The 26,453-nt window shown below is 52.7% G+C and carries 28 protein-coding genes and 2 other annotated features; of the genes, 14 read left to right on the forward strand and 14 right to left on the reverse strand.

Annotation, left to right across the window (positions count from 1 at the left end; genetic code table 11):
• Positions 1-111: 111 nt before the first annotated feature.
• Positions 112-780, reverse strand: coding sequence for a hexitol phosphatase HxpB (gene hxpB / locus VH187_RS14315; protein ID WP_329702121.1), 669 nt, complete (start codon positions 778-780; stop codon positions 112-114).
• A gap of 138 nt (positions 781-918) precedes the next feature.
• On the opposite strand from hxpB, the gene VH187_RS14320 reads away from it, so the two are divergent.
• Positions 919-1,455 carry a YniB family protein gene (locus VH187_RS14320; RefSeq protein ID WP_329702122.1) on the forward strand — a complete coding sequence of 179 codons (537 nt, stop codon included), beginning with the start codon at positions 919-921 and terminating at the stop codon, positions 1,453-1,455.
• 33 nt (positions 1,456-1,488) lie between these two features.
• On the opposite strand, the gene yciA is transcribed toward VH187_RS14320, so the two are convergent.
• From yciA to VH187_RS14335, 3 genes are read right to left on the reverse strand one after another with little or no spacing between them, the layout of a single operon-like run.
• Entirely contained in the window at positions 1,489-1,887 is a 399-nt protein-coding gene (yciA, locus tag VH187_RS14325; RefSeq protein WP_329702123.1) for an acyl-CoA thioester hydrolase YciA, read from the reverse strand.
• On the reverse strand, positions 1,888-2,424 hold the full coding sequence (locus VH187_RS14330) for a septation protein A (protein ID WP_329702124.1): 537 nt from the start codon (positions 2,422-2,424) through the stop codon (positions 1,888-1,890). It abuts the gene before it with no gap.
• A gap of 51 nt (positions 2,425-2,475) precedes the next feature.
• Positions 2,476-3,219: a YciC family protein gene (locus VH187_RS14335; RefSeq protein WP_329702125.1), complete on the reverse strand. Its 744-nt coding sequence runs from the start codon at positions 3,217-3,219 to the stop codon at positions 2,476-2,478.
• 387 nt (positions 3,220-3,606) lie between these two features.
• On the opposite strand from VH187_RS14335, the gene ompW reads away from it, so the two are divergent.
• Together ompW and VH187_RS14350 are read left to right on the forward strand one after the other, a co-directional pair.
• On the forward strand, positions 3,607-4,239 hold the full coding sequence (gene ompW / locus VH187_RS14345; RefSeq protein ID WP_329702126.1) for an outer membrane protein OmpW: 633 nt from the start codon (positions 3,607-3,609) through the stop codon (positions 4,237-4,239).
• Positions 4,240-4,402: 163 nt separating this feature from the next.
• Positions 4,403-4,987 (forward strand): lipid-binding SYLF domain-containing protein, encoded by a 585-nt coding sequence (locus tag VH187_RS14350; protein WP_329702127.1) that lies wholly within the window; start codon positions 4,403-4,405, stop codon positions 4,985-4,987.
• A 65-nt stretch (positions 4,988-5,052) separates the two neighbouring features.
• Here VH187_RS14350 and VH187_RS14355 read toward each other — a convergent pair whose 3' ends face one another.
• From VH187_RS14355 to pfkB, 3 genes are all read right to left on the reverse strand, one after another.
• A complete protein-coding gene (locus VH187_RS14355) occupies positions 5,053-5,910 on the reverse strand; it encodes a fructosamine kinase family protein (protein ID WP_329702128.1) in 858 nt (285 codons plus the stop codon).
• 87 nt (positions 5,911-5,997) lie between these two features.
• Positions 5,998-6,300, reverse strand: coding sequence for a type V toxin-antitoxin system endoribonuclease antitoxin GhoS (ghoS, locus tag VH187_RS14360; protein WP_329702129.1), 303 nt, complete (start codon positions 6,298-6,300; stop codon positions 5,998-6,000).
• Positions 6,301-6,391: 91 nt separating this feature from the next.
• Positions 6,392-7,324, reverse strand: a complete 933-nt coding sequence (gene pfkB, locus VH187_RS14365; RefSeq protein WP_329702130.1) for a 6-phosphofructokinase II — start codon at positions 7,322-7,324, stop codon at positions 6,392-6,394.
• Between the two features lie 316 nt (positions 7,325-7,640).
• On the opposite strand from pfkB, the gene VH187_RS14370 reads away from it, so the two are divergent.
• Together VH187_RS14370 and VH187_RS14375 are read left to right on the forward strand one after the other, a co-directional pair.
• A complete protein-coding gene (locus VH187_RS14370) occupies positions 7,641-8,399 on the forward strand; it encodes a DUF481 domain-containing protein (RefSeq protein ID WP_329702131.1) in 759 nt (252 codons plus the stop codon).
• A gap of 129 nt (positions 8,400-8,528) precedes the next feature.
• Positions 8,529-9,308 carry a LamB/YcsF family protein gene (locus VH187_RS14375; protein ID WP_329702132.1) on the forward strand — a complete coding sequence of 260 codons (780 nt, stop codon included), beginning with the start codon at positions 8,529-8,531 and terminating at the stop codon, positions 9,306-9,308.
• Positions 9,309-9,322: 14 nt separating this feature from the next.
• Here the strand turns inward: VH187_RS14375 and VH187_RS14380 are convergent, their stop codons facing one another.
• Entirely contained in the window at positions 9,323-10,546 is a 1,224-nt protein-coding gene (locus tag VH187_RS14380) for a mechanosensitive ion channel family protein (protein ID WP_329702133.1), read from the reverse strand.
• A 298-nt stretch (positions 10,547-10,844) separates the two neighbouring features.
• Between VH187_RS14380 and thrS the strand changes: the two genes are divergently transcribed.
• The 8 genes from thrS (at position 10,845) to ihfA (ending at position 18,030) form a co-directional block, all read left to right on the forward strand.
• Positions 10,845-12,773, forward strand: coding sequence for a threonine--tRNA ligase (gene thrS, locus VH187_RS14385; RefSeq protein ID WP_329702134.1), 1,929 nt, complete (start codon positions 10,845-10,847; stop codon positions 12,771-12,773).
• Between the two features lie 3 nt (positions 12,774-12,776).
• Positions 12,777-13,319, forward strand: coding sequence for a translation initiation factor IF-3 (gene infC / locus VH187_RS14390; protein ID WP_329702468.1), 543 nt, complete (start codon positions 12,777-12,779; stop codon positions 13,317-13,319).
• A gap of 96 nt (positions 13,320-13,415) precedes the next feature.
• Entirely contained in the window at positions 13,416-13,613 is a 198-nt protein-coding gene (gene rpmI / locus VH187_RS14395) for a 50S ribosomal protein L35 (RefSeq protein ID WP_001124225.1), read from the forward strand.
• A 51-nt stretch (positions 13,614-13,664) separates the two neighbouring features.
• Positions 13,665-14,021 carry a 50S ribosomal protein L20 gene (gene rplT, locus VH187_RS14400; RefSeq protein ID WP_002440151.1) on the forward strand — a complete coding sequence of 119 codons (357 nt, stop codon included), beginning with the start codon at positions 13,665-13,667 and terminating at the stop codon, positions 14,019-14,021.
• A 131-nt stretch (positions 14,022-14,152) separates the two neighbouring features.
• Positions 14,153-14,276 (forward strand) — a sequence feature (Phe leader region).
• Positions 14,158-14,202, forward strand: a complete 45-nt coding sequence (gene pheM, locus VH187_RS14405) for a pheST operon leader peptide PheM (protein ID WP_001386830.1) — start codon at positions 14,158-14,160, stop codon at positions 14,200-14,202. It overlaps the preceding feature by 45 nt.
• Positions 14,277-14,339: 63 nt before the next feature.
• Positions 14,340-15,323, forward strand: coding sequence for a phenylalanine--tRNA ligase subunit alpha (pheS, locus tag VH187_RS14410; protein ID WP_329702135.1), 984 nt, complete (start codon positions 14,340-14,342; stop codon positions 15,321-15,323).
• A 15-nt stretch (positions 15,324-15,338) separates the two neighbouring features.
• Positions 15,339-17,726 carry a phenylalanine--tRNA ligase subunit beta gene (gene pheT, locus VH187_RS14415; RefSeq protein ID WP_329702136.1) on the forward strand — a complete coding sequence of 796 codons (2,388 nt, stop codon included), beginning with the start codon at positions 15,339-15,341 and terminating at the stop codon, positions 17,724-17,726.
• 4 nt (positions 17,727-17,730) lie between these two features.
• On the forward strand, positions 17,731-18,030 hold the full coding sequence (gene ihfA / locus VH187_RS14420) for an integration host factor subunit alpha (RefSeq protein WP_006820203.1): 300 nt from the start codon (positions 17,731-17,733) through the stop codon (positions 18,028-18,030).
• A 203-nt stretch (positions 18,031-18,233) separates the two neighbouring features.
• On the opposite strand, the gene VH187_RS14425 is transcribed toward ihfA, so the two are convergent.
• Complete coding sequence (locus tag VH187_RS14425) at positions 18,234-19,181, reverse strand: quinone oxidoreductase family protein (RefSeq protein ID WP_329702137.1); 948 nt, start codon at positions 19,179-19,181, stop codon at positions 18,234-18,236.
• Between the two features lie 75 nt (positions 19,182-19,256).
• On the opposite strand from VH187_RS14425, the gene VH187_RS14430 reads away from it, so the two are divergent.
• The gene (locus VH187_RS14430; protein WP_329702138.1) at positions 19,257-19,727 is read left to right on the forward strand and encodes a MarR family winged helix-turn-helix transcriptional regulator; all 471 of its coding nucleotides are present in this window, start codon (positions 19,257-19,259) and stop codon (positions 19,725-19,727) included.
• Between the two features lie 17 nt (positions 19,728-19,744).
• On the opposite strand, the gene trpA is transcribed toward VH187_RS14430, so the two are convergent.
• Genes trpA through VH187_RS14455 form a run of 5 tightly spaced genes read right to left on the reverse strand, consistent with a single transcriptional unit; the run spans position 19,745 to position 26,274 of the window.
• Positions 19,745-20,551, reverse strand: coding sequence for a tryptophan synthase subunit alpha (trpA, locus tag VH187_RS14435; protein ID WP_329702139.1), 807 nt, complete (start codon positions 20,549-20,551; stop codon positions 19,745-19,747).
• On the reverse strand, positions 20,551-21,744 hold the full coding sequence (gene trpB, locus VH187_RS14440; RefSeq protein WP_329702140.1) for a tryptophan synthase subunit beta: 1,194 nt from the start codon (positions 21,742-21,744) through the stop codon (positions 20,551-20,553). Before trpB ends, trpA begins: the two co-directional genes overlap by 1 nt.
• 10 nt (positions 21,745-21,754) lie before the next feature.
• Positions 21,755-23,113, reverse strand: a complete 1,359-nt coding sequence (gene trpCF / locus VH187_RS14445) for a bifunctional indole-3-glycerol-phosphate synthase TrpC/phosphoribosylanthranilate isomerase TrpF (RefSeq protein ID WP_329702141.1) — start codon at positions 23,111-23,113, stop codon at positions 21,755-21,757.
• 3 nt (positions 23,114-23,116) lie between these two features.
• Entirely contained in the window at positions 23,117-24,712 is a 1,596-nt protein-coding gene (gene trpD / locus VH187_RS14450) for a bifunctional anthranilate synthase glutamate amidotransferase component TrpG/anthranilate phosphoribosyltransferase TrpD (protein WP_329702142.1), read from the reverse strand.
• Positions 24,712-26,274, reverse strand: a complete 1,563-nt coding sequence (locus VH187_RS14455) for an anthranilate synthase component 1 (RefSeq protein WP_329702143.1) — start codon at positions 26,272-26,274, stop codon at positions 24,712-24,714. Before VH187_RS14455 ends, trpD begins: the two co-directional genes overlap by 1 nt.
• Positions 26,275-26,299: 25 nt before the next feature.
• Positions 26,300-26,393 (reverse strand) — a sequence feature (Trp leader region).
• Positions 26,394-26,453: the final 60 nt, after the last annotated feature.

Raw genomic sequence — 26,453 nt, forward strand, 5'->3', positions numbered from 1 at the left:
AGAGGCGGGGGCGTAAAAACTCAAACTAAAATAAAACAACGTTTTAATTAATTTGACGGGAGTGGCGTTTTTTTCAATGCCCGGCAACCTAATTACCGGGCGCCAACCACGTTAACCGAGCAAATGTGAAAGGGTTAATTGTTCGAGGGAGGAGAGTTTCACGTCAGCCAGCACGTAACGAGCATTGGCGAAGTTTTCATGCTCTGGCACGACGATAGAGCGCATGCGCGCAGCTTTACTGGCGATCATCCCGTTAACGGAGTCTTCCAGCGCGACGCAAGCGAGCGGGTCCACGCCAAGTTTTGCTGCACAGTCGAGATACACCTGTGGATGCGGTTTGCTGTATTGCAGCTTTTCCGCCGAAGCGAGGGCATCGAACTGGTCGCGCAGGTCAAACATATCCAGCACTTTTTCCAGCATATGCAGCGGTGATGCAGACGCCAGTCCGACTTTCATTCCCTGAGATTTGCACAGGGCAATGGCTTCACGGGCGCCAGCCAGCAGAGGGCGTTCTTCTTCAACCAAAGAAATGGCGCGGCTGATAATGCGCGCAGTGACTTCTTCGCGGCTCGGACCGTTCCATGGCTGTTGGGCAAACCACAGTTCAACGACCATATCGATACGCAAACCGAGCGTGTCGGGCAGTTCGTTACGGCGTGAAATGTCCACGCCCAGACCGGCTATCACATCCAGTTCGGCACGATCCCACAGCGGTTCGGAATCAATCAGTAAACCATCCATATCAAAGATAGCAGCGAGAATTTGACGCTGGTCTGTCATAAAGCAACTCCTGTAGAGGTAAAAGGCCTGAGATTCGACTTAATCGTACACCATATAGCTTTTAAAGCGCAGGCGAAAAGGCGCAAGTAAAGGTAGACTTACAGCGAAACAGAAAGCGCGTCTGAACAAGGGGAAACCATGACGTATCAACAAGCTGGACGCATCGCCATACTGAAACGCCTTTTGGGCTGGGTCATTTTTATCCCGGCCGTGATCTCGACGCTCATTTCGGTCTTTAAATTCATGTTCGAGCACAGTGAAAAGCAGCCGGGTATTGACGCCGTTCTGCTCGACTTCGCCCACGTGATGATAGAAATGATCCGCTTCAACACGCCGTTCCTGAATTTCTTTTGGTACAACTCGCCACTGCCGGACTTCCACCACAGCCTGAATATCGGCTTCTGGATTATCTTTGCGTTAGTGTTTGTTGGCCTGGCGTTGCAGGCTTCCGGTGCGCGTATGAGCCGCCAGACGAAGTTTTTACGTGAAAGTGTGCAGGACCAGATGATCCTTGAGAAATCGAAAGGGGTTGAAGGATTAACCAAAGAGCAAGTTGAAGCGAAAATAGTTGTGCCCAATCACTCTATATTTGTGCAATTTTTCCCGCTCTATATTCTGCCGATCATTGTGATTGTCGCCGGATACTTCTTCTTCAAGGTATTAGGCTTCCTCTAAAAATAAGAAACCCGGTCAATGACCGGGTTTTGTTTATGCTTTCGGGAAGGGGCGAGGTTTCCCTTCGTTGTCTACCGCGACGTAGATAAACAACGCCTCGGTGGCTTTATAACGCTGCCCGATGGGTTCCGAAGAGACCTTCTTCACCCACACTTCTATATTGACCGTGATTGAGCTTGTCCCGCGCTTTGTACAGCGTGCGTAACAGCACACCACGTCACCCACCGCGACCGGACGTAAGAACGTCATGCCATCGACACGCACTGTGACCACACGGCCTTGCGCGATTTCTTTGGCCATAATCGCGCCACCGAGATCCATTTGCGACATGATCCAGCCGCCAAAGATATCGCCATTGGCGTTGGTGTCAGCAGGCATTGCCAGCGTGCGTAAAACCAGATCGCCCAGCGGGGCGTCATTGCTTCCGGTCATTTACTTGTCGTCCTGCGGCATATGGCGGTAGATGTACACGCCGCTTAGCAGCGTGAAAATCAGAGTCAGGGCAGTTAAGCCGAAGACTTTAAAGTTTACCCAGATATTTTGCGGCAGCCAGAACGCGATATAAATATTGGCCAGGCCGCACAGGATAAAGAATACCGCCCAGGCAATGTTCAGACGTGACCAGACGAACTGCGGCAGCGTTAACTCTTTACCCAGCATGCGCTGGATCAACGGCTTTTTCATCACCCACTGGCTGACCAGCAGCGCGATGGCAAACAGGCCATAAATCACGGTCACTTTCCATTTGATAAATTCATCGTTATGGAAGAACAGCGTCAGACCGCCGAATACCGCGACAATCACAAAGGTAATCAACGCCATTTTTTCGACTTTGCGATAGCGTATCCAGCTGTAAATCAGCACCACGGCAGTGGCGATGATAAGCGCTGTGGTGGCGGCGTAGATGTCATAAAGCTTATAGAAAGCAAAGAACACTACCAGCGGTAAAAAATCGAGAAACTGCTTCATTCATCGGTTCCGTAGTTCAGTAACGGCCCGGAAAGCCGGGCCTTAGGGATGTCAGTTACGAATAAGCATATACAGGCGGAATAAATAGATCAGCAACAAAGCAGAAATCAAGTTACTGATGCAGTTCACCACCACTGCGCCGACGTTCGGCGTCAGCACCGCAAAGCTTGATGCGAACATCAGCAGCAGCGTTTTCGCCAGCAGCCAGCCGATCACCGCCGGGGCGATCAGACGCATATTAGCCCAAGCCAGACGCATGCTGTTGCGCATGGAGGCGAATATCCCCATTTTATCTTGCACCAGCATAATCGGCGCAAAAGAGAGCACGATAGCCAGTAACACACCCGGCACTACAATCAGCATGACACCCATCTGCACCAGGAAGGTGGTGATGAAAATGAGTAACAACAATTTCGGCAGAACCGGTGCGCTGGCACCGATAGCGCGCAGCGCGCTGACGCGTTGCCCGGCAGAAATCATCTGAATCATCAGCAGCACGCCGCCCGCGAGAATGGCATTGCCAATCAGGCCAGAAAAGGTTGAAGAGGCCGAGGCACGCAGCAGGATTTGCTGCTGTTCTGGCGTCATGTTTTGCACCAGTTCAAACAGGCTTACACCGCCTGCAAGGTTATCGCCTTCGCGCAGCAGAGCAAGCTGCTCATCGCTCGGTGAGAACGCATGGCCAAGCACCACCGTGATAAACGAACACAACAAGGCAATCAACAGAACCGTAACGAACTGATTGCGAAAAAAATTACCCGTGTCACGGTAAACCGACTTAGCCGTGATAGACATGCACTCTCCTTGAGTCTGACTGCTAGTAATAAGCCGGCAATTGTAACTCACCGCGCACCAAAGTGGCAGCATCAACACCTGTATGGAAAAGCATATCTTTGTAAAGGAGAAGTAAGCCTTCACGGTGGGGCGACGCTTGTTCCTCATTAAAGACCACATTCTGCTGCGGCGTGAACAGGGGCAAAAGGGCCATACCGCCTTTTTTGTAACAAGAAAAAGGAAGAAAATTGATGTGGATGTGTTTTCTCCTTATCAAATTCGCCGCGAAAAATTAATCCAGATCAATGAATGTTAAATCTCACGATTGAATGTGATCTGAATTGGATCGTTTTTACTCATTTATAGGTATATTCAGCGCGCTTATAAAATCATAACTAAGGAGTGGAAATGAAAAAGTTAGCAGTGGCGGCGTTGGTGTTAAGCAGTCTGTCTGGCGGTGCCTGGGCGCATGAAGCCGGTGAGTTCTTTATTCGTGCAGGTTCTGCGACGATTCGTCCGACGGAAGGGTCTGATAACGTCCTGGGGCTCGGCGGCTTTACTGTCGATAACAACACCCAGCTCGGCCTAACCTTCACTTATATGGCAACGGATAACATTGGTATTGAATTGCTGGCCGCTTCGCCGTTCCGCAGCAAAGTGGGCACAGGCCCAACCGGAACGCTGGCAACCGTCAATTTGCTGCCGCCAACGCTGATGGCACAGTGGTATTTCTTTGACGCCAGCAGCAAGGTTCGTCCTTATATCGGGGCGGGTATCAACTACACCACTTTCTTTAATGCCGATTTCAACGATACCGGTAAAGCGGCGGGCTTGTCTGATCTGAGCGCCGACGACTCCTGGGGCGCGGCAGGTCAGGTGGGCGTCGATTATTTGATTAATCAGGACTGGCTGATTAACGCCTCAGTCTGGTATATGGACGTGGACACCGATATTAAATTTAAAGCCGGTGGTGAAAATCAGTCCATTCATACCCGTCTAGACCCGTGGGTATTTATGTTCTCAGCAGGTTATCGCTTCTGATAGTATTAAAGAGTGGCCGCCCGGCGGTCACTCTTATATTACCGCCAAACACCCGATAGAAATGTATAAATAAATTCCTTACATTTGGTTCTCCTGCTTTCCTCGCATCTGCTCATATTCTCCCTACAATAGCGCGCTCAATTATTAGACGCAGATATAAACGATGAAATTTAAATCACTTTTTCTTGTTTCAGCCCTGGTTCTGGCTGGTTGTAGTGCAAAAGGCGATACCGCCAGTGAGCAGCGTGCCACCATTCAAAAAATGCGCACCGATACCTTAACTCAGCTTTATAAGCTGCACCCGGAAGCGCGCAGCGATGTTCAGCATGGAACAGGTTACGCAGTGTTCTCCAGCAACAGCAGCAAAATTTTCCTCTTTGGCTTCGGTAGCGGTTATGGCGTCGTGAAAGATCTTCACAGCGGTAAAGATACCTACATGAAAATGGCCCAGGGCGGCGCAGGCTTGGGTGTAGGTGTGAAACAATTGAGCACGGTTATCGTGTTCCATGACACTAAATCGCTGAACAAATTCATCACCGAAGGCTACGTTGTTGGCGCGGATGCAAACGCTGCCGCGAAATACGATGATACCGGTGCCGGTACGGGTGCTTCAGCTCACGGTGTAGCAACCGATACTGAATCGTTACCTTCAAAAGTCAGCGTGTATGAAATGACCGAAAAAGGTCTGGCGGCGCAGGCGATGATCAACGGCTATAAATACTGGCCTGATGCTGATCTGAATAAATAATAAAAATGCCGGCAGCGATGCCGGCTTTTATATAAGGTTCACGCTTAACTGCGGTGAACCTTTTTTTATGCCGCTAATACCCGGTCCAGTGCTTTTTGTGCAGTCATTAGATGTTGACCACCAAATAGAATGGCACGATTCAGTAGCGTATAAAGCTGGTAGACCGGCTGGCGTTCCAGAAAACCTGACGGCAGCGGTGATACTGATTGATAGCCATCATAAATTTGCGGAGGCTGTTCTGGGTGAAGAGGTAGCATAGCCAAATCGCATTCACGATCCCCCCAGTAACAGGCCGGGTCAAAAATATACGGACCAGATGGCCCCAGCGCGCAGTTGCCAGACCATAAATCACCATGCAGCAGTGAAGCCTGCGGCTGATGTGAACTCAAACGCTGATGAATGTGTTCGACGATGGCATCAATATTGCCGAACGCCAGTCCTTTTTCCGCTGCAAGTTCTAATTGCCAGCCGATACGTTGTTCCGCAAAGAAATTCGACCAGCGGCGTTGCCACGCGTTGGGCTGTGGTGTTGTGGAAAGGTCGTTGTCGAAATCGAGGCCAAACTGAGGTTGATCGCTCCACTGGTGCAGGCGGGCTAATTGCTGACCGAGTAAAAACGCGTTGTGCGCATCCAGCGGGCGAGGGGGCAGAAACTCCATCACCATGAAACTGTAATCCCGATCGCTGCCCACGGCGTACACCTCGGGTACGGCGACGGTGTTACTCCGCGAGAGCAGATCGAGTTGATCGGCTTCTGCAGTGAAGATGGGCAGCATTTCCCGCTCATCGCATTTGACGAAATAATCCTGACCACTGATGCGCAGATGCCATGCGGCGTGGATTTCTCCGCCGGGCAGCTCGTTGCGCAGCTCGATTTCGCCGTCTCCGTGCTCTTTCAACAGGCTACAGATCGCTTGCCACATGCTCTCTCTCCCCATGTTTTCCGCCAGATCATAAGGTTAGCGCATAAATGCGGTGAAAAAACTCGAACTGACGCACAACTGCGCGTTTTAATTTGCCGTATCGGCTGCGTTGTTTTGCAACCAGTGTTCAAACGTCACGACGCTGACCTCTGGCTTTTGACCAATTGCTGTTTCCGCCAAACCAGTCGTCAGAATTTTGATGTCGTCTGCACTTTGGGGGCTGACAAGCCCAAACGTATTCGTGCCAAGATCGTGGACTTTGCCTTCGTCATCCGTCAGCGTCAGGGTAAAACCGGCGCGAGTCAGATGATTATTGAGTTCATTGATTTCAGTCAGCGTCTCTTCGTGAAAGCTCACTGTCACCACGTAACGCGTGATATCGCCGCTCATCGGGAACCTCGTTGTTAACCATGGAGTTTTGATAGCATAGCCGATTACGGCTATTTTTCGACCTCCGCCGCGTTAACGGCGGGGATCAAGCTCAGCTTCGGCATAGATAATCGTAAATATTGCGGGTGTTTTCGAGTGAGCATAAACGGGTGCCCTGATTTATGGTTGCCGCGCTCCCGGCCGCAACGCCGTAGCGAACCATTTCGTCCAGCGGCGCATTTTCTGCAAGTTTCAGGGTCATTGCACCGACCATGCTGTCGCCAGCCCCCACCGTACTTTGGCTTTTGACTGGCGGCGGGACGACCTGCACGCTACCGCTGGCATCCACGCCCAACGCACCTTGCGGACCAAGTGACACCACGACCCTGCGGGCTTTGCCGCTACGAACAATTACCTCGGCGGCTTTACGCACATCGTCAGGCTGGGTTAATTCGCGTTGAACCAGCGCGCTGAGTTCTTTTTGGTTAGGTTTCACCAATTCGAGATTACCCACTTCCAGTGCAGCGGCCAGCGCATCACCGGAACTGTCGACGACGCAGCGGATGCCATGCTGTTGTGCCGATTGAATCAGCTCGACCAGTTTCGAAATACTGACACCAGGCGGGAGACTGCCGCTGATAACGAGGATCGCGCCGACTTCTATTTGCAGCACTTTTTGTTCAAGCTGATGGAATTCGTCTTCGCTCAGCGCAGCGCCTGGCATCACGAAACGATACTGTTCACCGCTGGTTTCGACATGCACATGCAAGTTTTGACGGGTCCAGTCATTGGCGGCGACCGTTTCGACTGGCACCTGTTCATCGGCAAGTAACGCCACTAGATGTTCACCCGTTGCGCCCCCCGCAGGGAATATCGCGGTAGCCTCACCGCCAAGAAAGGCTATTGCACGCGCGACGTTAATCCCGCCGCCACCAGGTTCAAATACCGGGGCGCTACAGCGTAATTTGCCTTCAGGATAAATTTGCGGAGTGAGCGTTGCGCTGTCGAGAGACGGGGCCAGCGTAAGCGTATAGATATTAACCATTCGATTACCTCCATTTATGACCCTGACGGGTCACCGATTTTATGGTCAGCGCTAAGCCTGGCACTTCAAGGGGGTTTAAGAAAGTGACAAGGATATGATTTTGCGCATTTTTACAATCCCTTTAGCGTAGGTATTTTTATGAAATAAAACGCGATTTGAGATCGTTCTTATTCAAAAAATGAAACAAGAATTCATTGCTATGTTATTCACGCCTTTTTATAATTTGTTACCTTTCTTAGGACCGCCTGTCGTTGATCCTCGCGAAAGTTTCCGGGACCGTAATGGTCTCTTTTTTTGTTGTACGGACTATTAATAAATGAAGCTTTTCAAGACAGTACCCGCAGTAGTTGTGCTCGCGGGGGGCCTTTTTGCGTCGTTGCACGCCATGGCTGATAATACCGTTTTTACTGTCATGGATGACCCTTCCACGGCGAAGAAACCGTTTGAAGGCAAGATCAACGGGGGTTACCTGGCCCAGTCTGGCAATACTAAAAGTTCTTCCCTGACTGCGGATTCCACCCTGACCTGGTACGGCGATTCGACGGCATGGTCACTGTGGGGCAACGCCAGCAACACGTCTTCTAACGATGAGCGTTCGTCTGAAACCTATTCAGTCGGCGGTCGTTCGCGTTACAACATCACCGATGCAGATTATCTGTTCGGCCAGGCAAGCTGGCTGACCGACCGCTACAACGGCTACCGTCAGCGTGATGTGTTCACCGCAGGTTATGGTCGTCAGATCCTCAACGGGCCGGTTCACAGTCTGCGTTTCGAATTCGGTCCTGGTGTACGTTACGATGAGTACACCGACGGTGAAACCAAAACTCAGCCGCTGGGTTATGCTTCTGGCACCTATGCGTGGCAGATGACCGACACCACCAAATTCACTCAGGGTCTTTCGGTGTTCGGTGCAGATGACACCACCCTCAACTCCGAGACCGCGCTTGACGTAGCCATTAACGACAACTTTGGTCTGAAAGTGGCGTATAACGTGACCTGGAACTCCGAACCGCCTGCATCGGCACCGGAGCATACCGATCGACGCACGACGGTTACACTGGGTTATAAGATGTAATTTTTCAGGCCGGAGCAATCCGGCCTGATTGTTTCTGCAACGCCATGACCAGTCTCTCGTGGTAAAACGATTGCAACAGTGATACACCAGCTTTATTAACGTAAGCCAAACCGTCCGGAGACTCATAAGATGTCTGCTGCACCACCATGCATTGATTTAAATAGCGATTTAGGTGAAAGCTACGGCCAGTGGGTGATGGGCGAAGATGCCGCTATTTTACCGCTGATCAGCAGTGCAAATGTGGCGTGCGGTTTTCATGCCGGATCCCCTGCGGGCATCCTTGAAACATTGAGAGCCGCTCAGCAATTGGGTGTTGTCGTCGGGGCGCATGTCTCCTATCCCGATTTGGTCGGCTTTGGTCGTCGCAATATGGATGTGGCAAGTGATGAGCTAACGGCGGATGTGATTTATCAGATTGGTGCGCTTAAAGGGTTAGCTGCTGCGGCAGGAACATGCGTGAGTTACGTTAAGCCGCACGGCGCGCTATACAACACGATTGCTCATGATAAACGCCAGGCAATGGCGGTCATTGCTGGCATGCTCGCGGTTGATAAGTCGCTATCGTTGGTGGCGCTGGCGGGTTCTGCGTTGATAGGTTGGGCGCGGGAAGCTGGCGTGCATACGGTCGCTGAAGCCTTCGCCGATCGGGCATATCATCGGGATGGAACGCTGGTTTCCCGGCGTGACTCAGGGGCGGTTATTCATGACGCTCAGGAAGTGGCTCAGCGTGTGGTAGAGATGATCACAAAAGGGGGCGTGATGTCCATTGAGGGTGAGTTCACGCCAATCTGTGCTGATTCGATTTGCGTACACGGCGACAGTCCGGGTGCAGTAGAAATGGCGCGGCAAATTCGTCAGCGTCTGGACGCGGAAGGCATTAGCGTCAGAGCATTTAAACAGGGCGCATAATGCGCCCTCTATCTTTAGCAGGCTGACGCTTCTCGACGAAGATCGTTGCCCGATGGTCGCTGATAAATACGCAGACCAAACTCTTCAATGACCGCATAGATGTGGTCGAAAATATCAGCCTGAATGGCTTCGTATTTCAGCCACTCCACGGTGTTAGTGAAGGCATAAATTTCCAGCGGAAGACCTTCTGCACCCGGCGGCAACTGGCGCACCATCAACGTCATGTCTTTGCGGATTTTCGGATGTTGGTGCAAGTATTCGGTCAACCAGGCACGGAAAGCACCGATATTGGTGATGCTTTCTTTATTCAGCACGCTGCTGTCAGCACTGCATCCCGCCATTTTTTGGCTCTGTTCGTTAAGCCATGGCTTGAGCAGATCAACCTGGCTCAAACGCTGCTGTTCATCCGCTGAAATGAAGTGAATACTGGTGCTGTCGATAAACACGCTACGTTTGATACGGCGGCCGCCTGACGCAGACATATAGCTCCAGTTTTTGAACGCATCAGACACCAGCGCATAGGTTGGGATGGTGGTAATAGTGTTATCCCAGTTTTGCACCTTCACAGTGGTCAGCCCGATATCGATAACCGTGCCATCTGCCCCATATTTCGGCATCTCCAACCAGTCGCCCATATGCAGCATCGTGTTGGCAGAAAGCTGGATGCCTGCGACCAATCCCAGCAGTGGGTCTTTAAACACCAACATCAGGACCGCCGCCATTGCACCCAATCCGCTGAACAGAATGGCAGGGGATTTACCGATCAGCAGGGAGATCATCACGATGGCAACAATGGATGCGGCAACCAGTTTTACGCCCTGGAAAATACCGCGCAGTGGGAGCTGACCGGCAAACTGGTACTGGCGCGACAGTTTGAGAATAACGTCCAGAAGCGAGAAGAAAGAGAGCAGGGCGAACAGCAGGATCCATAGCTGCGAGCAGATATTGATAATGACGCCTGCGTGGCTACCCGTTTCGAGATAAAAACCCAGCTGAACGTTCACCAGAATACCCTGGATGGTCAGTGAGACCCGGCGGAATAATTTATTTTGGGTGAATATTTTTAGCCACGGACGAGAGCCATTCTCAGCGTGTTTTTCAATTTTGTGCAGGATGAACTTAAAGACAAAATGCACCACCAGCGCGGTAACAAAGATATACCCGAATACGATGAACAGCGACGATGGATTGTTAAGATCAATCCCATATTGCTGCAAGAAGGCCAGAAGGTGACGCATAAAAGCTCCGCTCAAAGGCGCGTATGGTGCGGAAAACACAGCAGCCTGACAACATCGATGATGTTTCAAGTCTTTATTTAAATTTCAGTGGGAAATGGCAGGCTTTTAACCCCGGCACAAGACGTGTAGTATGTACGGGTACTTAATTGCACGTATCAGGAAGACAGAGGGCAACGTGTTGCGCGAAGTCTGTTTCCGCAGAGTGAAGCGAGAAACCTGATACCCCCTGCAATTAACTTTTCAAAATTGTTTGCAAGTGCTCTTTCGTGTGGGGCACCACTGCTGATAAGGATATAAAATGCCTGTAATTACTCTTCCTGATGGCAGCCAACGCCATTTCGATAACGCCGTAAGCCCAATGGATGTGGCCCTGGATATTGGTCCGGGTCTGGCGAAAGCCACCATTGCGGGTCGTGTTAACGGTGAACTGGTGGATGCATCTGATCTCATCGAGCAAGACTCAACGCTGTCGCTGATTACCGCGAAAGACGAAGAAGGTCTGGAGATCATTCGCCACTCCTGTGCGCACCTGCTGGGGCACGCTATCAAACAGCTGTGGCCGCATACTAAAATGGCGATTGGCCCGGTCGTTGACAACGGTTTTTACTATGACGTTGATCTCGACCACACCCTGACCCAGGAAGATATCGACGCCCTCGAAAAGCGCATGCACGAGCTGGCGGAGAAGAACTACGATGTCATCAAGAAAAAGGTGAGCTGGCACGAAGCGCGTGAAACGTTTGTGAATCGCGGTGAAAGCTATAAAGTCTCCATCCTTGATGAAAACATCGCGCATGATGACAAGCCTGGCTTGTATCATCACGAAGAATACGTCGACATGTGCCGCGGTCCGCACGTGCCGAATATGCGTTTTTGCCATCATTTCAAACTGATGAAAACAGCAGGCGCCTACTGGCGTGGCGACAGCGACAATAAAATGTTGCAGCGTATCTACGGTACTGCATGGACCGATAAGAAAGCGCTTAATGCCTATCTGCTGCGTCTGGAAGAAGCGGCGAAACGCGACCACCGTAAAATCGGTAAGCAGCTTGACCTGTATCATATGCAGGAAGAAGCGCCGGGTATGGTGTTCTGGCATAACGATGGCTGGACTATCTTCCGTGAACTGGAAACATTCGTACGCTCTAAGCTGAAAGAATACCAGTACCAGGAAGTGAAAGGCCCGTTCATGATGGACCGTGTCCTGTGGGAAAAAACAGGCCACTGGGAAAACTACAAAGATGCGATGTTCACCACCTCTTCTGAGAACCGTGAATACTGCATCAAGCCGATGAACTGCCCGGGTCATGTTCAGATCTTCAATCAGGGTCTGAAATCCTATCGCGATCTGCCGCTGCGTATGGCGGAGTTCGGTAGCTGCCATCGTAACGAGCCGTCAGGTGCGTTGCATGGCTTGATGCGTGTTCGTGGCTTTACTCAGGACGATGCTCATATCTTCTGTACAGAAGAACAAGTGCGCGATGAAGTGAACGCTTGTATCCGTATGGTCTACGATATGTACAGCACCTTTGGCTTCGAGAAAATCGTCGTCAAGCTGTCTACCCGTCCGGAAAAACGCATCGGTAGTGATGAAACATGGGATCGTGCGGAAGCCGATCTGGCCGTGGCTCTGGAAGAAAACAACATCCCGTTTGAGTATCAACTGGGTGAAGGTGCCTTCTACGGCCCGAAAATTGAATTTACCCTGTATGACTGCCTCGATCGTGCCTGGCAGTGCGGAACAGTACAGCTGGACTTCTCCCTGCCGCAACGTCTTAGCGCCTCTTATGTAGGCGAAAGCAACGAGCGTCAGGTGCCGGTGATGATTCACCGCGCCATTCTGGGTTCCATCGAACGCTTCATCGGTATTCTGACCGAAGAGTTCGCTGGATTCTTCCCGACTTGGCTCGCACCTGTGCAGGTCGTGGTGATGAATATCACCGATTCACAGGCTGATTACGTGAATGAATTGACGCGCAAACTACAAAATGCGGGCATTCGCGTAAAAGCAGACTTGAGAAATGAGAAGATTGGCTTTAAAATCCGCGAGCACACATTACGTCGTGTCCCGTATATGCTGGTTTGTGGCGACAAAGAGGTTGAAGCAGGCAAAGTTGCCGTGCGCACCCGTCGCGGAAAAGACCTCGGCACTATGGACGTAAACGAAGTGATCGAGAAGCTGCTACAAGAAATACGCAGCCGCAGTCTTCAACAACTGGAGGAATAAAGTATTAAAGGCGGAAAACGAGTACAAACGGCACGTCCGAATCGTATCAATGGCGAGATTCGAGTTCAGGAAGTTCGCTTAACAGGTCTGGAAGGCGAACAGCTTGGTATAGTGAGTCTGAGAGAAGCTCTGGAAAAAGCTGAAGAAGCAGGAGTGGATCTGGTAGAGATCAGCCCTAACGCCGAACCGCCAGTTTGCCGAATCATGGACTACGGCAAATTCCTCTATGAAAAAAGCAAATCTTCTAAGGAACAGAAGAAGAAGCAAAAGATTGTTCAGGTTAAGGAAATTAAATTCCGTCCTGGCACCGACGATGGCGATTATCAGGTAAAACTCCGCAGCCTGATACGCTTTCTCGAAGAGGGCGATAAGGCCAAAATCACGCTGCGTTTCCGCGGTCGTGAGATGGCCCACCAACAGATTGGTATGGAAGTGCTTAACCGCGTCCGTGACGATCTGAGTGAACTGGCAGTAGTCGAATCCTTCCCAACAAGGATCGAAGGCCGCCAGATGATCATGGTGCTCGCTCCTAAGAAGAAACAGTAAGGCCTTCAAGTAGCATTATCTGTGAGGCTCTCGGGCCTCGCGGGTTTTGTTCGCCTACGTTTCATTTTTCAACAATGCGAAGTGGAAGTTATTAAGATGCCAAAAATTAAGACCGTACGCGGTGCTGCTAAGCGCTTCAAAAAAACCGGTAAAGGTGGTTTTAAGCACAAGCACGCTAACCTGCGTCATATTCTGACCAAAAAAGCTACTAAGCGTAAACGTCACCTGCGTCCAAAAGCCATGGTTTCTAAAGGCGATTTGGGTCTGGTAATTGCGTGCCTTCCGTACGCATAAGTCGTTAACGTTTAACTTTTTTAATCAAGAATATAGAACAGGAGAGCACATATGGCTCGCGTAAAACGTGGTGTAGTAGCACGTGCACGTCACAAGAAAATTTTGAAACAAGCCAAAGGTTACTACGGTGCGCGTTCACGCGTATACCGCGTTGCCTTCCAGGCTGTTATCAAAGCAGGTCAGTACGCTTACCGTGACCGTCGTCAACGTAAGCGTCAGTTCCGTCAACTGTGGATTGCGCGTATTAACGCAGCAGCACGTCAGAACGGTATTTCTTACAGCAAATTCATCAACGGCCTGAAAAAAGCTTCTGTTGAAATTGACCGTAAGATCCTGGCTGACATCGCAGTATTCGACAAAGTAGCGTTCACCGCTCTGGTCGAAAAAGCGAAATCAGCTCTGGCGTAAAGCCAGTTGAAGAGGGAGGCAAGCCTCCCTCTTTTTGTTTCAGATTCTCGTATAGAATCAGCAAGTCGTTGACTTTTCAAGGTGAAGACTTTCCAATAAGCACTTCACTGCCAATATCAGACAAGGTAACGCAAGCATGAACGCTGCTATTTTCCGCTTCTTTTTTTACTTTAGCACCTGATTCCAGGGGGCTAGCGCGTGAAAGACGAAACGGAAAACAGCGCCAGAAAGCCTCCCCAGGGAGGCTTTTTTCGTATAAAGCATTCAAGAGATTAAGTCCGCAAACGGGTGTTTGCATCGACATTATTGAGGAAAACCATGTCACATCTCGCAGAGCTGGTTGCCAGTGCCAAGGCCGCCATTAACGAAGCTTCAGATGTCACCGCGCTGGATAACGTGCGTGTCGAATATCTGGGTAAAAAAGGGCATCTGACCCTTCAGATGACAACCCTGCGTGAATTGCCGGCAGAAGAGCGCCCGGCGGCAGGTGCGGTTATTAACGAAGCAAAAGAACAAGTTCAGCAGGCGCTCAACGAACGTAAAGCCTCGCTGGAAGGTGCCGCGCTGAATGCTCGTCTTGCAGCAGAAACCATCGACGTTTCTCTGCCAGGCCGTCGCATTGAGACCGGTGGTCTGCATCCGGTCACGCGCACCATCGACCGCATTGAAAGTTTCTTCGGTGAGCTCGGCTTTACCGTGGCTACTGGCCCGGAAATCGAAGATGATTATCACAACTTCGATGCTCTGAATATTCCAGGCCATCACCCGGCACGTGCTGACCACGACACTTTCTGGTTCGATGCGACACGTCTGCTGCGCACCCAGACGTCTGGCGTGCAGATCCGCACCATGAAAGGTCAACAGCCGCCAATCCGTATTATCGCACCGGGCCGTGTCTATCGTAACGATTACGACCAGACTCACACCCCAATGTTTCATCAGATGGAAGGCCTGATTGTTGATACCAACATCAGCTTCACGAATCTGAAAGGCACGCTGCACGACTTCCTGCGTAACTTCTTTGAAGAAGACTTGCAGATTCGTTTCCGTCCTTCGTACTTCCCGTTCACCGAGCCATCCGCAGAAGTGGATGTGATGGGTAAAAACGGCAAGTGGCTGGAAGTGCTGGGTTGCGGCATGGTTCACCCAAATGTGCTGCGTAACGTCGGAATCGATCCGGAAGTCTACTCCGGCTTTGCATTCGGAATGGGCATGGAGCGTCTGACCATGCTGCGCTACGGCGTCACCGATCTGCGTGCGTTCTTCGAAAATGATCTGCGTTTCCTCAAACAGTTTAAATAAGGGCAGGACAGAACAATGAAATTCAGTGAACTGTGGTTACGCGAATGGGTTAACCCGGCGATTGACAGCGAAGCGCTGTCAGGCCAAATCACCATGGCAGGCCTGGAAGTTGACGGCGTTGAGCCAGTAGCTGGCGCATTCAACGGCGTTGTGGTTGGCGAAGTGGTTGAGTGCGCTCAGCATCCGAATGCTGACAAACTGCGCGTGACCAAAATCAACGTCGGCGGCGAGCGTCTGCTGGACATCGTCTGCGGCGCACCAAACTGCCGTCAGGGGCTTAAAGTTGCGGTCGCCACGATTGGTGCTGTACTGCCTGGCGATTTCAAAATTAAAGCAGCAAAACTGCGCGGCGAGCCGTCAGAAGGGATGCTGTGCTCGTTCTCTGAACTGGGTATTTCCGACGATCACGACGGTATTATCGAATTGCCAGCAGATGCCCCGCTGGGGACCGACATCCGCGAATACCTGAAACTCAATGACAACACCATCGAAATCAGCGTGACGCCAAACCGCGCCGATTGCCTGGGTATTATCGGTGTTGCACGCGACGTTGCGGTACTGAATCAGCAGCCGCTGAACGAGCCAGAAATGGCGCCTGTGGCTGCGACCATCAACGATACCTTCTCCATTAACGTTGAAGCACCAGACGCGTGCCCGCGTTATCTGGGCCGTGTTGTGAAAGGCATCAACGTAAAAGCACCTACGCCGCTGTGGATGAAAGAGAAACTGCGTCGTTGCGGCATCCGTTCTATCGATGCAGTGGTTGATGTGACCAACTACGTGCTGCTGGAACTGGGTCAGCCAATGCATGCCTTCGATTTGGATCGAATCGACGGCGGTATCGTTGTGCGTATGGCAAAAGAGGGGGAAACCCTGGTGCTGCTGGACGGCAACGAAGCCAAGCTGAATGCTGACACGCTGGTGATTGCTGACCACACTAAAGCGCTGGCCATGGGCGGCATCTTTGGCGGCGAGCACTCTGGCGTGAACGATGAAACGCAAAATGTACTGCTGGAATGTGCGTTCTTCAGCCCGCTCTCCATTACCGGTCGTGCGCGTCGTCACGGTCTGCACACCGATGCTTCTCACCGTTACGAGCGTGGTGTCGATCCTGCGCTGCAGTACAAAGCAATGGAGCGTGCTACCCGTCTTCTGATTGATATCTGCGGCGGCGAAGTCGGCCCGGTTATTGATGTGACGAATGAAAGCACACTGCCGAAACGTGCCACCATTACGCTGCGTCGTAGCAAACTGGATCGCCTGATTGGGCATCACATTGCTGACGAACAGGTGAGCGATATTCTGCGCCGTCTGGGCTGTGAAGTTACCGAAGGGCAGGACCAGTGGCAGGCCGTTGCGCCGAGCTGGCGTTTCGATATGGAAATTGAAGAGGACCTGGTAGAAGAAGTAGCCCGCGTCTATGGCTACAACAATATTCCAGATATGCCCGTTCAGGCCGGCCTGATTATGGGTCATCATCAGGAAGCAAACTTGTCACTCAAGCGTGTGAAAACTATGCTGAATGACAAAGGCTACCAGGAAGTGATCACCTACAGCTTTGTCGACCCGAAAGTGCAGCAGTTTATTCACCCGGGTGAAGACGCGCTGATCTTGCCAAGCCCAATTTCCAGCGAAATGTCGGCGATGCGCTTGTCCTTGTGGACGGGTCTGTTGAGCACAGTGGTATATAACCAGAACCGTCAACAGAGCCGCGTGCGTATTTTCGAAAGCGGACTGCGCTTTGTACCGGACACTCAGGCCCCGTTGGGCATCCGTCAGGATGTGATGCTGAGCGGCGTGATGTGCGGTAACCGCTACGAAGAGCATTGGAACCTGGCGAAAGAGACAGTTGATTTCTATGATTTAAAAGGCGATCTCGAATCTGTGTTGGACTTGACCGGTAAACTGGGTGATATCCAGTTCAAAACCGAAGCCAATCCAGCGCTACATCCGGGACAGTCTGCGGCGATTTATCTGAAAGGCGAACGTATTGGTTTCATTGGGGTTGTTCATCCAGAGCTAGAACGTAAACTGGACCTGAACGGACGCACGATGGTGTTTGAGCTGGAGTGGAACAAGCTCGCAGACCGCGTGGTGCCTGAGGCGAAAGAAATTTCTCGCTTCCCGGCAAACCGTCGCGACATCGCTGTGGTCGTGGCTGAAAACGTCCCTGCCGCTGAAATTCTCGCCGAGTGTAAGAAAGTTGGCGTAAATCAGGTAGTTGGCGTAAACTTGTTTGATGTGTACCGCGGTAAGGGCGTTGAGGACGGTTTCAAGAGCCTCGCAATCAGCCTGATCCTTCAGGATACCAGCCGTACACTGGAAGAAGAGGAGATTGCCGCTACCGTTGCCAAATGTGTAGAGGCATTAAAAGAGCGATTCCAGGCCTCATTGAGGGATTGAACCTATGGCGCTTACAAAAGCTGAAATGTCAGAATATCTGTTTGATAAGCTTGGGCTTAGCAAACGGGATGCCAAAGAACTGGTAGAGTTGTTTTTCGAAGAGATCCGTCGCGCTCTGGAAAACGGTGAGCAGGTAAAACTCTCCGGTTTTGGTAACTTCGATTTGCGCGATAAAAATCAACGCCCCGGGCGCAACCCGAAGACGGGCGAAGATATTCCCATTACAGCCCGGCGCGTAGTGACCTTCAGACCCGGCCAGAAGTTGAAAAGCCGAGTCGAAAACGCTTCGCCCAAAGCAGAATAATTTCTGATTAACCAAAAAGGCCGCTCTTGCGGCCTTTTTTCTTTGCAAAAATAACAAAAAAAGCCCGCACAAGGCGGGCAAACAATACTGGAAGCAATGTGAGCAATGTCGTACTGAATACTTGAGTGATTTGCTCAACCATTCAGTGTTGAGAAAGATAATACTTCTCATTCGTAAGTTCAACCCCTTCTTTTTTGGGGATGTTAGTCAATAAGGAAAACGGTGCGGTTTTGGCTGTTATCGAGCGGCCAGGCTTGCGCTACCTCACTCAGCGATACCGTTTTGTGTGCAATCCTGAATTTACCTGCCACGGCCGCCTGCAACATCTCACCCGTTGCCTGTACCAGTGCCGGCAGGCTAAGGCTGCCAATGCCACTGCCCATTAACTGAATCGGGGAGGAGCGCAGCACCGCGCCAGGCAACGCGATCTCCTGTCCCGACAGAGAACCGACCTGCACATAGCGCACTGGCTCTACGCCAGGGGCATATTTTGCGAGGGCTTTGAGCAGCAGTTCCGCGCTGTTACCCCACAGATAATCCACGATCACATCAATCTGCTCAGCGGCGTGTGCCGCGAGGGTCTGGTTCAGCGTAGTGGCATCATCGGTCAACAACACCGTCGCGTCGGCATCCAGAGTTGCTAATGTCTGCACATTACGCCCGGTGGCGATGATTTTTTTCGCGCCGAGATGACGGGCTATTTGCACCGCTAACTGCCCAGCGCTGCCCGTCGCCCCATTAATCAGCACCGTTTCACCCGCCTTAAAGTTGGCACGATTGACCAGCGCCGCCCAGGCCGACATGCCCGGGTTAGCCATCGCGGCCGCAGTAGCGTCGTCCAGACCGTCCGGCAATGGCAGGCAATGCGCATTATCTACCGGCGCATACTGCGCCATGCTGCCCCACGGTGAAGGTGGGAACACAAAGTAAACTCGCTTTCCGTCTGGCGTGACACCTGTGCCGTCAATACCAGCGATGAACGGCAGCGTACCGTCGAAGCTGTAATGTTTGCCGGAGGCCCGACTTTTCACCACGTGGCTGATAGCTGACGCCGTGACCTTAATGATTTGTTGTTGTTCAGTGGCGAACGGCTGCGCGAAATCGGCGTATATCGGGCCTGTAGCGGGGTCAAAAACTACGGCTGCTTTCATTGTGTTTCTCCTGAAGTCATATATGTGTAAAATGCACATATTCAATGGGAGCACTTTACGCCGGGAAGAATATATATGCAAGATGCACATAATAAATTCGATGTGACCGATTTTCACGGCGCGCTGCTGGACATCATGAGCGTGATGAATCACCCGCAACGCGATGAAACGCTGCTGGCGGCCGCAGGGGTGAAACTCGATCAGGTCTTATTCCCACTGTTGGTGACTATTGGGCGCTACAGCCCGCAGGGGGTGGTCGAACTGGCCGATCGTTTAGGGCGTGATTACACCACCGTCAGTCGCCAGGTGAAGCGCTTACAGGAATTGGATCTTGCACAAAAACAACCAGCGGAACGAGACAAGCGGATAAGCGAAGTCACGCTGACGGCGCAGGGGAAGGCCATCACGACACATATTGATGATGCCCGACAAAGGCTAATGAATCAGATCTTTACTAACTGGTCGTCGGAAGACGTGGAAGGTTTGTTTCGGCTGGTACGTCAATACGCTGAAGCGGTGAAAGTAAAAGCGCCGTCTGGCGAATAAACCAGACGGCGAACAGATTACGTGCGGGTGGCGGCTTTCATGGGCTGTACGAAGGCTTTCAGTTCAGCCAGCATCGCCGGGTGATTATCGACGTTCTTCTCGATAATTTTAACAATAGCCGAACCGGAAATCGCGCCTGCGGCACCGGCCCCAATAGCAGCCTGAACCTGGTCCGGGGAAGAGATCCCGAAGCCCTGCAACGGCGGTGCCGCGTGGTATTCGTTCAGTTTCTCAATCAGATGATGCAGCGGCAGCGCGGCGGCGTTTTCTGCTCCGGTCACGCCTGCGCGTGAGAGCAGATAGGTATAACCGCGACCATGTGACGCAATCTGGCGTAACAAATCGTCATCGGCATTTGGCGGGCAGATGAAAATCGGCGCAACATTGTGGCGCATCGCGGCCTGACGGAATTCGGCAGACTCTTCGATTGGCACATCCGCAACCAGCACTGAATCTACACCGACGCGCGCGCATTCAGCGTAAAACGCATCAATCCCGCGATTGAACACCAGGTTGGCGTACATCAGCAGACCAATCGGAATGGTCGGGTGTTTCTGGCGAATAGCTGCCAGCATTTCGAAGCACTGCGTCGGCGTCACGCCGGACGCAAACGCACGCAGGGTGGCGTTCTGAATCGTCGGGCCGTCAGCCAGCGGATCGGAGAACGGAATGCCCAATTCCAGCGCATCAGCCCCGGCTTCAATCAGAGTGTCGATAATTTTCAGCGACTGTTCCGGTGTCGGATCGCCCAGTGTCACGAAGGGAACAAACGCGCCTTCCTTGCGGTTTTTCAGCTCAGCAAACAGGTTGTCATAGCGTTCCATCAGATTTCCCCTCGTGCTTTCAGGATGTCATGTACGGTGAAGATGTCTTTGTCGCCGCGACCGGAAAGGTTAACCACCAGTAGCTGCTCTTTTTCCGGGTTCTCGCGCATCATTCTCAGTGCGTGGGCGAGGGCGTGTGAGGATTCCAGCGCCGGGATAATCCCTTCGTGACGGCTCAGCGCTTTGAAGGCATCCAGCGCTTCGTTATCGGTAATCGACACATATTCAGCGCGACCAATACTGTTCAGATACGCATGCTGTGGCCCAACGGACGGGAAATCCAGACCGGCAGAAAGTGAGTAAGATTCTTCAATCTGGCCTTCATCGGTCTGCATCATCGGCGATTTCATGCCGAAATAGATGCCTACACGACCGTGCTTAAGCGGTGCGCCGTGTTCACCGGTTTCGATACCGTGCCCGGCAGGCTCAACGCCAATCAGGCCAACAGAGGTTTCGTCGATGAAATCGGCAAACATACCGATGGCGTTTGAACCGCCGCCAACGCAGGCGATAACCGCATCCGGCAGGCGGCCTTCGCGCTCCTGAATCTGCACTTTGGTTTCTTCGCCGATCATGCGCTGGAATTCACGCACAATGGTCGGGAACGGGTGCGGGCCCGCGGCGGTGCCGAGCATATAGTGCGCGGTCTCGTAGCTGCCAGACCAGTCACGCAGTGCTTCGTTACAGGCATCTTTCAGCGTCGCGGAGCCGCTGTGAACGGCGATCACTTCGGCGCCCATCAAACGCATACGGAACACGTTTGGTGACTGGCGCTCAATGTCTTTTGCGCCCATGTAGATGCGGCATTTCAGACCGAGCAGGGCGCAGGCTAATGCAGATGCAACGCCGTGCTGACCCGCGCCGGTTTCGGCGATGATCTCGGTTTTACCCATCCGCTTAGCCAGTAACGCCTGACCCAGCACCTGGTTGGTTTTATGCGCGCCGCCATGCAGCAAATCTTCACGCTTGAGATACAGCGTGGTTTTGGTGCCTTCCGTCAGGTTCTGACATTTGGTCAATGCGGTCGGGCGACCGGCGTAGTTTTTCAGTAAATCGGTAAACTGCGCCTGAAATTCCGGATCCTTCTGCGCGCTGACAAATGCTTCTTCCAGCTGGCGCAGGGCAGGCATCAGGATCTGCGGCACGTACATGCCGCCAAATTCGCCAAAATAGGGGTTCAGTAAAGTATTCATGTCCATTTCCTTAATATGCACGCAGCGTCTGGAAGACCGAGGCCAGTTTGCTGGCGTCTTTAATACCCGGTTCAGACTCTACGCCTGAATTGAAATCAAGCCCTGCGCAGCCGCTTTTCGCCGCTTCCACGCAATTATCAGGGCCAAGGCCGCCAGCCAGCAGGACATTGCTTAAGTCCTGACCGTTGAGCAGCGACCAGTCGAAACGTTGGCCTGTGCCGCCCTGACCGTTATCCAGCACGTATTTGTCGACGTGATTCAGATTTCGGGCTGGGAGCGTGTCTTTCACACTCAGGGCTTTCCAGATTTGTACTTTTTCCGGCAAAGCGGCACGAAGTTCGTCGATATAGGCCTGATCTTCGTTGCCATGTAATTGAACCGCAGCAAGGGCAAGGCTTTCGACTTTCGCCGCAACATCAGCGATGGCGGTATCGCGGAATACGCCGACATAGCTCAGAGGGGCGCTGTTAATCACGTCGCGCGCTTGAGCGTCGTTCACGTAGCGTGGGGATGAAGGCACAAAAATCAGGCCGCCGTATATGGCACCGGCTTCAAACGCGGCTTGCGCGTCTTGTGCGCGGGTCAAACCGCACACTTTATTTTCACCCATCAATACGCGGCGCACGGCAGCATTGAGATCGTCGTACGCCATCATCGCCGAGCCAATCAGGAAGCCGTTGGCAAAATGGCTCAGCTCTCGAACCTGACCGTAGGTGTTGATACCTGATTCGCTGATCACGGTCACGCCTGCACCTAAACGCGGCGCCAGTTCACGGGTGCGATTCAAATCGATGGAAAGATCGCGCAGGTCGCGGTTGTTGATGCCAACCACTTTCGCATTCAACGCAATGGCGCGTTCCAGTTCTTCTTCGTTACTGACTTCGGTCAGCACGCCCATGCTCAGGCTGTGGGCGACCGCAGACAGTTGGCGATATTCGTCATCATCGAGCACCGACAGCATTAGCAGACAGGCATCGGCCTGATAGAAACGCGCCAGGTAAATCTGGTACGGATCAACGATAAAGTCTTTGCACAAGATTGGCTGTGGCGCTATCTGGCTGACAATCGGCAAAAAATCAAAACTGCCGTGGAAATATTTTTCATCGGTCAGCACGGAAATCGCCGACGCATAATGTTTGTAGACGCTGGCAATACGCGCCGGGTCAAAATCTTCGCGAATCACCCCTTTTGATGGGGAGGCTTTTTTGCATTCCAGAATGAATGCGGTGCGTGCGCCTTGCAGGGCATCATAGAAATGACGCTGGCTCGGCTGCACTTCATTCTGGAAACTGGCTAATGGTTGCTGCACTTTGCGGGCTTCGACCCAGATACGTTTATCGGCAACGATGTTGGCTAACACGGTCTGCATTTCTTATCCTCTTGCCGCTAATGCGGTCACGCGATCGTAGGCTGCACCACTGTGCAAAACGTTCAGCACTTGTTGCACGTTGGCTTTCAAATCTTCATGGCCGTGAAGGCGCATCAGCATGGCGACGTTGACAGAGACGGCGGCCTCGTGGGCGGCTTCACCTTTACCTTGTAGCAAGCGTGAAAGAATGTCACGGTTTTCTTCCGGCGTGCCGCCTGCCAGTTGTTCCTGACGATACGGCGTCAAACCAAAGTCGTCGGCGTTCAATTGATAGTTGAGGATTTCCCCGTCTTTCAGTTCGGCAACCACTGTTGGCGCATGCAGCGACACTTCATCCATTCCACCGCTGTGAACCACCGCCGCACGCTGGTAGCCCAGCACGCGCAGCGTTTCAGCAATGGGCAGCACCAGTTCAGGGCTATAGACGCCGATCAGCGCGATAGGCGGGTGAGCCGGGTTGATGAGTGGACCGAGCACATTGAACAGGGTGCGCGTTTTTAGCTGCTGACGAACGGGCATCGCGTGACGAAAACCGGTGTGGTATTTCGGTGCGAACAGGAAACAGACACCGAGCTCGTCCAGCGCTTCGCGGGATTTATCGGCATTCATATCCAGATTTATGCCGAACGCAGCCAGTAAATCAGACGAGCCAGATTTGCTCGACACACTGCGGTTGCCGTGTTTTGCCACTTTCATCCCACACGCCGCCGCTACGAAGGCGCTGGCGGTGGAAATATTGATGCTGTTACTGCCGTCGCCGCCAGTGCCGACAATATCGGCAAACGGATAATCTGGGCGCGGGAACGGGGCGGCGTTTTCCAGTAATGCTGTTGCGGCCCCGGCAATTTCCTCCGGCTGCTCACCGCGTACTTTCATGCTCACCAACGCGGCGGCTAACTGTTCCGGTTTCACTTCGCCACGGACCACGGCGGAAAACAGTTGGTGGCTTTCCTGCTGAGTCAGGGTCTGCGCCTGATATAGCTTTTCCAGAATTGGTTGCAGAGTATTGGCCGGTTCCAGTTTTTTCAGCGCCCATTCCAGGGTTTGCTCCAGCAGGCGAGCGCCGTGGCTGGTCAGAATCGATTCCGGATGGAACTGGAAGCCCACGACGCGATCCGCATCGTGGCGTACCGCCATTACCATGCCGTTATAGCTGGCGTTGATAGTCAGCCCCGCAGGTACGTTGCTGCCGACCAGCGAGTGATAACGCGCTACCGGCAGTGGATTCGCCAGTCCGGCAAACATTGCCTGGCCGTCGTGTTCGATGCTGGAGGCTTTGCCGTGCAAAATTTCGCCCGCCTGACCCACGTAGCCGCCGTAGGCTTCCACAATCGCCTGATGACCAAGGCAGATGCCGATAATCGGTAACTTGCCGCGCATACGGGTCAGCAACTCAGGCATACAACCCGCTTCAGACGGCGCGCCAGGGCCAGGAGAAAGCATCAGCACCGGATTATCCATGGTTGCCAGACGCTCAATCAGCGTTTGCGCTGGAACGTGGTTACGGTAAATCACCACGTTATGCCCACTGGCACGCAACTGGTCTGCCAGGTTGTAGGTAAAAGAGTCGATATTATCGAGCAGCAGAATGTCAGCCATTAGAACATCTCCTTCGCATGGTGGGCCTGAGCGATAGCGCGCAGCACCGCGCGAGCTTTACTACGAGTTTCGTCGGCTTCGGACTGCGGTACGGAGTCGAGCACCACGCCTGCACCCGCCTGGACGGTGGCAATGCCGTTTTCTACAAACGCGGAACGAATCACGATGCAGGTGTCGAGGTCACCGTGAGCGGTGAAGTAACCGACTGCGCCGCCGTAGCTGCCCCGGCGTTTGCCTTCTGCAGCGGCGATAAGCTGCATAGCGCGAACTTTCGGCGCGCCGCTGAGCGTGCCCATATTCATGCAGGCGCGGTAGGCGTGAAGCACATCCAGATCCTTACGCAGTTCACCCACTACGCGGGAAACGAGGTGCATCACGAAGGAATAACGGTCGACTTTGGTGAGGTCTGCCACGTAACGGCTGCCAGGCGTACAAATGCGCGCCAAATCGTTACGGGCTAAATCCACCAGCATCAGATGCTCAGACATCTCTTTGTGGTCGGTACGCATTTCCAGTTCGATACGGCTATCGAGATCGCGATCCAGCGTACCGTCGGCACGACGACCACGCGGACGCGTCCCGGCAATCGGGTAAATTTCAATCTGACGGTTGCTGGCATCGTATTTCAGCGAGCTTTCTGGCGATGCGCCAAACAGGCTGAAATCGTTATCCTGCATGAAGAACATGTACGGACTTGGGTTGCTCTTTTTCAGCACGTCATAGGCTGCAAGTGGCGACGGGCAGGGCAGAGAGAATCGACGCGATGGCACTACCTGGAAAATTTCCCCGGCACGAATAGCGCGCTGCATCTTCCGGACAACTGTCCCGAATTCGTCATCGCTTTGATTCACTTCGGTTTGCATCTGTTCGATTTTGGTCACCGGTAGCGGGCTCGGTGGCTCGTTCATCTGCTGGCGGATTTGCGCCAGACGTTGCGTCAGGCGCTGTTTTTCAGATTCCAGCGGTGTGAACAGACTAGCCTGAATGCGCGATGATTTGGTTTGGTGGTCGATCACCAGTAATGTTTCGGCTAAGTAGAAGCAGTAGTCCGGGCAGGCCGTGTCACTCTCAAGCGTCGGCAGGTCTTCAAAACCCGCGACGAGGTCATAAGCAAACAGACCGCCGAAGAACATCGCTTCGCGTTCGTCAGCAGGGACCGTCACCAGCGTTTGCAGTAAACGGAAAGCGTCGAAGACGGAAAGGGAACAAAGACGCGCGTCTTCGTCCAGCAGGTTACTGACTGCCGGGAAACGAAGTGTGCGGCCGTTTGGCTGGCGCTGATTATCAATGCCCGCAGGCAGAGCGTGGTCCAGCAAATCCAGCAGCGCCGCACCGTTATCGGAGAGGACATGAATAGTGACAGTGTCACCCAGTGCGGTAATGCGCAGCGCGCTGTCGACTAACAGCAGGCTTTTTAAATCGTCTTTGCTGTCGATATCCGCCGATTCCAGCAGCAGGGTCGCTGGACGCGCGCCGCATAACTGGTGGAACAGCGCCGTCGGGTTTTCGCGGTAAATAGCGTCACTGGTCAGAAGTTCGAGCGCGGGTTTTTGTGTTTGCATTGTCGTTCTCGTCTGGTCTGTGTTCAAAAAAAAGCCCGCTCATCGGCGGGCCTGGTATCTGTTTGTCTTGTGCAGACGCGTAGTACAGCCCGGTATCAGGTTGTACGCCACCAGCCATGAAGAGTAACGGAAAAATGTGACATCGCAGATACCTCGTTGTGTGAACTTGCGTACTAGTT

The sequence above is a fragment of the Scandinavium sp. genome (assembly GCF_036271055.1).
Taxonomy (GTDB): Bacteria; Pseudomonadota; Gammaproteobacteria; order Enterobacterales; family Enterobacteriaceae; genus Scandinavium.

Coding starts and splice junctions, on each gene's coding strand:
- trpB (WP_329702140.1), bottom strand. CDS start 21,744: ATGAATACTTTACTGAACCCCTATTTTGGCGAATTTGGCGGCATGTAC.
- VH187_RS14370 (WP_329702131.1), top strand. CDS start 7,641: ATGAAGCTTTTCAAGACAGTACCCGCAGTAGTTGTGCTCGCGGGGGGC.
- VH187_RS14425 (WP_329702137.1), bottom strand. CDS start 19,181: ATGAAAGCAGCCGTAGTTTTTGACCCCGCTACAGGCCCGATATACGCC.
- VH187_RS14335 (WP_329702125.1), bottom strand. CDS start 3,219: ATGTCTATCACGGCTAAGTCGGTTTACCGTGACACGGGTAATTTTTTT.
- thrS (WP_329702134.1), top strand. CDS start 10,845: ATGCCTGTAATTACTCTTCCTGATGGCAGCCAACGCCATTTCGATAAC.
- ihfA (WP_006820203.1), top strand. CDS start 17,731: ATGGCGCTTACAAAAGCTGAAATGTCAGAATATCTGTTTGATAAGCTT.
- VH187_RS14380 (WP_329702133.1), bottom strand. CDS start 10,546: ATGCGTCACCTTCTGGCCTTCTTGCAGCAATATGGGATTGATCTTAAC.
- trpD (WP_329702142.1), bottom strand. CDS start 24,712: ATGGCTGACATTCTGCTGCTCGATAATATCGACTCTTTTACCTACAAC.
- pfkB (WP_329702130.1), bottom strand. CDS start 7,324: ATGGTTAATATCTATACGCTTACGCTGGCCCCGTCTCTCGACAGCGCA.
- pheT (WP_329702136.1), top strand. CDS start 15,339: ATGAAATTCAGTGAACTGTGGTTACGCGAATGGGTTAACCCGGCGATT.
- VH187_RS14355 (WP_329702128.1), bottom strand. CDS start 5,910: ATGTGGCAAGCGATCTGTAGCCTGTTGAAAGAGCACGGAGACGGCGAA.
- pheS (WP_329702135.1), top strand. CDS start 14,340: ATGTCACATCTCGCAGAGCTGGTTGCCAGTGCCAAGGCCGCCATTAAC.
- yciA (WP_329702123.1), bottom strand. CDS start 1,887: ATGACCGGAAGCAATGACGCCCCGCTGGGCGATCTGGTTTTACGCACG.
- ompW (WP_329702126.1), top strand. CDS start 3,607: ATGAAAAAGTTAGCAGTGGCGGCGTTGGTGTTAAGCAGTCTGTCTGGC.
- trpA (WP_329702139.1), bottom strand. CDS start 20,551: ATGGAACGCTATGACAACCTGTTTGCTGAGCTGAAAAACCGCAAGGAA.
- trpCF (WP_329702141.1), bottom strand. CDS start 23,113: ATGCAGACCGTGTTAGCCAACATCGTTGCCGATAAACGTATCTGGGTC.
- VH187_RS14350 (WP_329702127.1), top strand. CDS start 4,403: ATGAAATTTAAATCACTTTTTCTTGTTTCAGCCCTGGTTCTGGCTGGT.
- rpmI (WP_001124225.1), top strand. CDS start 13,416: ATGCCAAAAATTAAGACCGTACGCGGTGCTGCTAAGCGCTTCAAAAAA.
- ghoS (WP_329702129.1), bottom strand. CDS start 6,300: ATGAGCGGCGATATCACGCGTTACGTGGTGACAGTGAGCTTTCACGAA.
- hxpB (WP_329702121.1), bottom strand. CDS start 780: ATGACAGACCAGCGTCAAATTCTCGCTGCTATCTTTGATATGGATGGT.
- VH187_RS14375 (WP_329702132.1), top strand. CDS start 8,529: ATGTCTGCTGCACCACCATGCATTGATTTAAATAGCGATTTAGGTGAA.
- VH187_RS14320 (WP_329702122.1), top strand. CDS start 919: ATGACGTATCAACAAGCTGGACGCATCGCCATACTGAAACGCCTTTTG.
- VH187_RS14455 (WP_329702143.1), bottom strand. CDS start 26,274: ATGCAAACACAAAAACCCGCGCTCGAACTTCTGACCAGTGACGCTATT.
- rplT (WP_002440151.1), top strand. CDS start 13,665: ATGGCTCGCGTAAAACGTGGTGTAGTAGCACGTGCACGTCACAAGAAA.
- VH187_RS14430 (WP_329702138.1), top strand. CDS start 19,257: ATGCAAGATGCACATAATAAATTCGATGTGACCGATTTTCACGGCGCG.
- VH187_RS14330 (WP_329702124.1), bottom strand. CDS start 2,424: ATGAAGCAGTTTCTCGATTTTTTACCGCTGGTAGTGTTCTTTGCTTTC.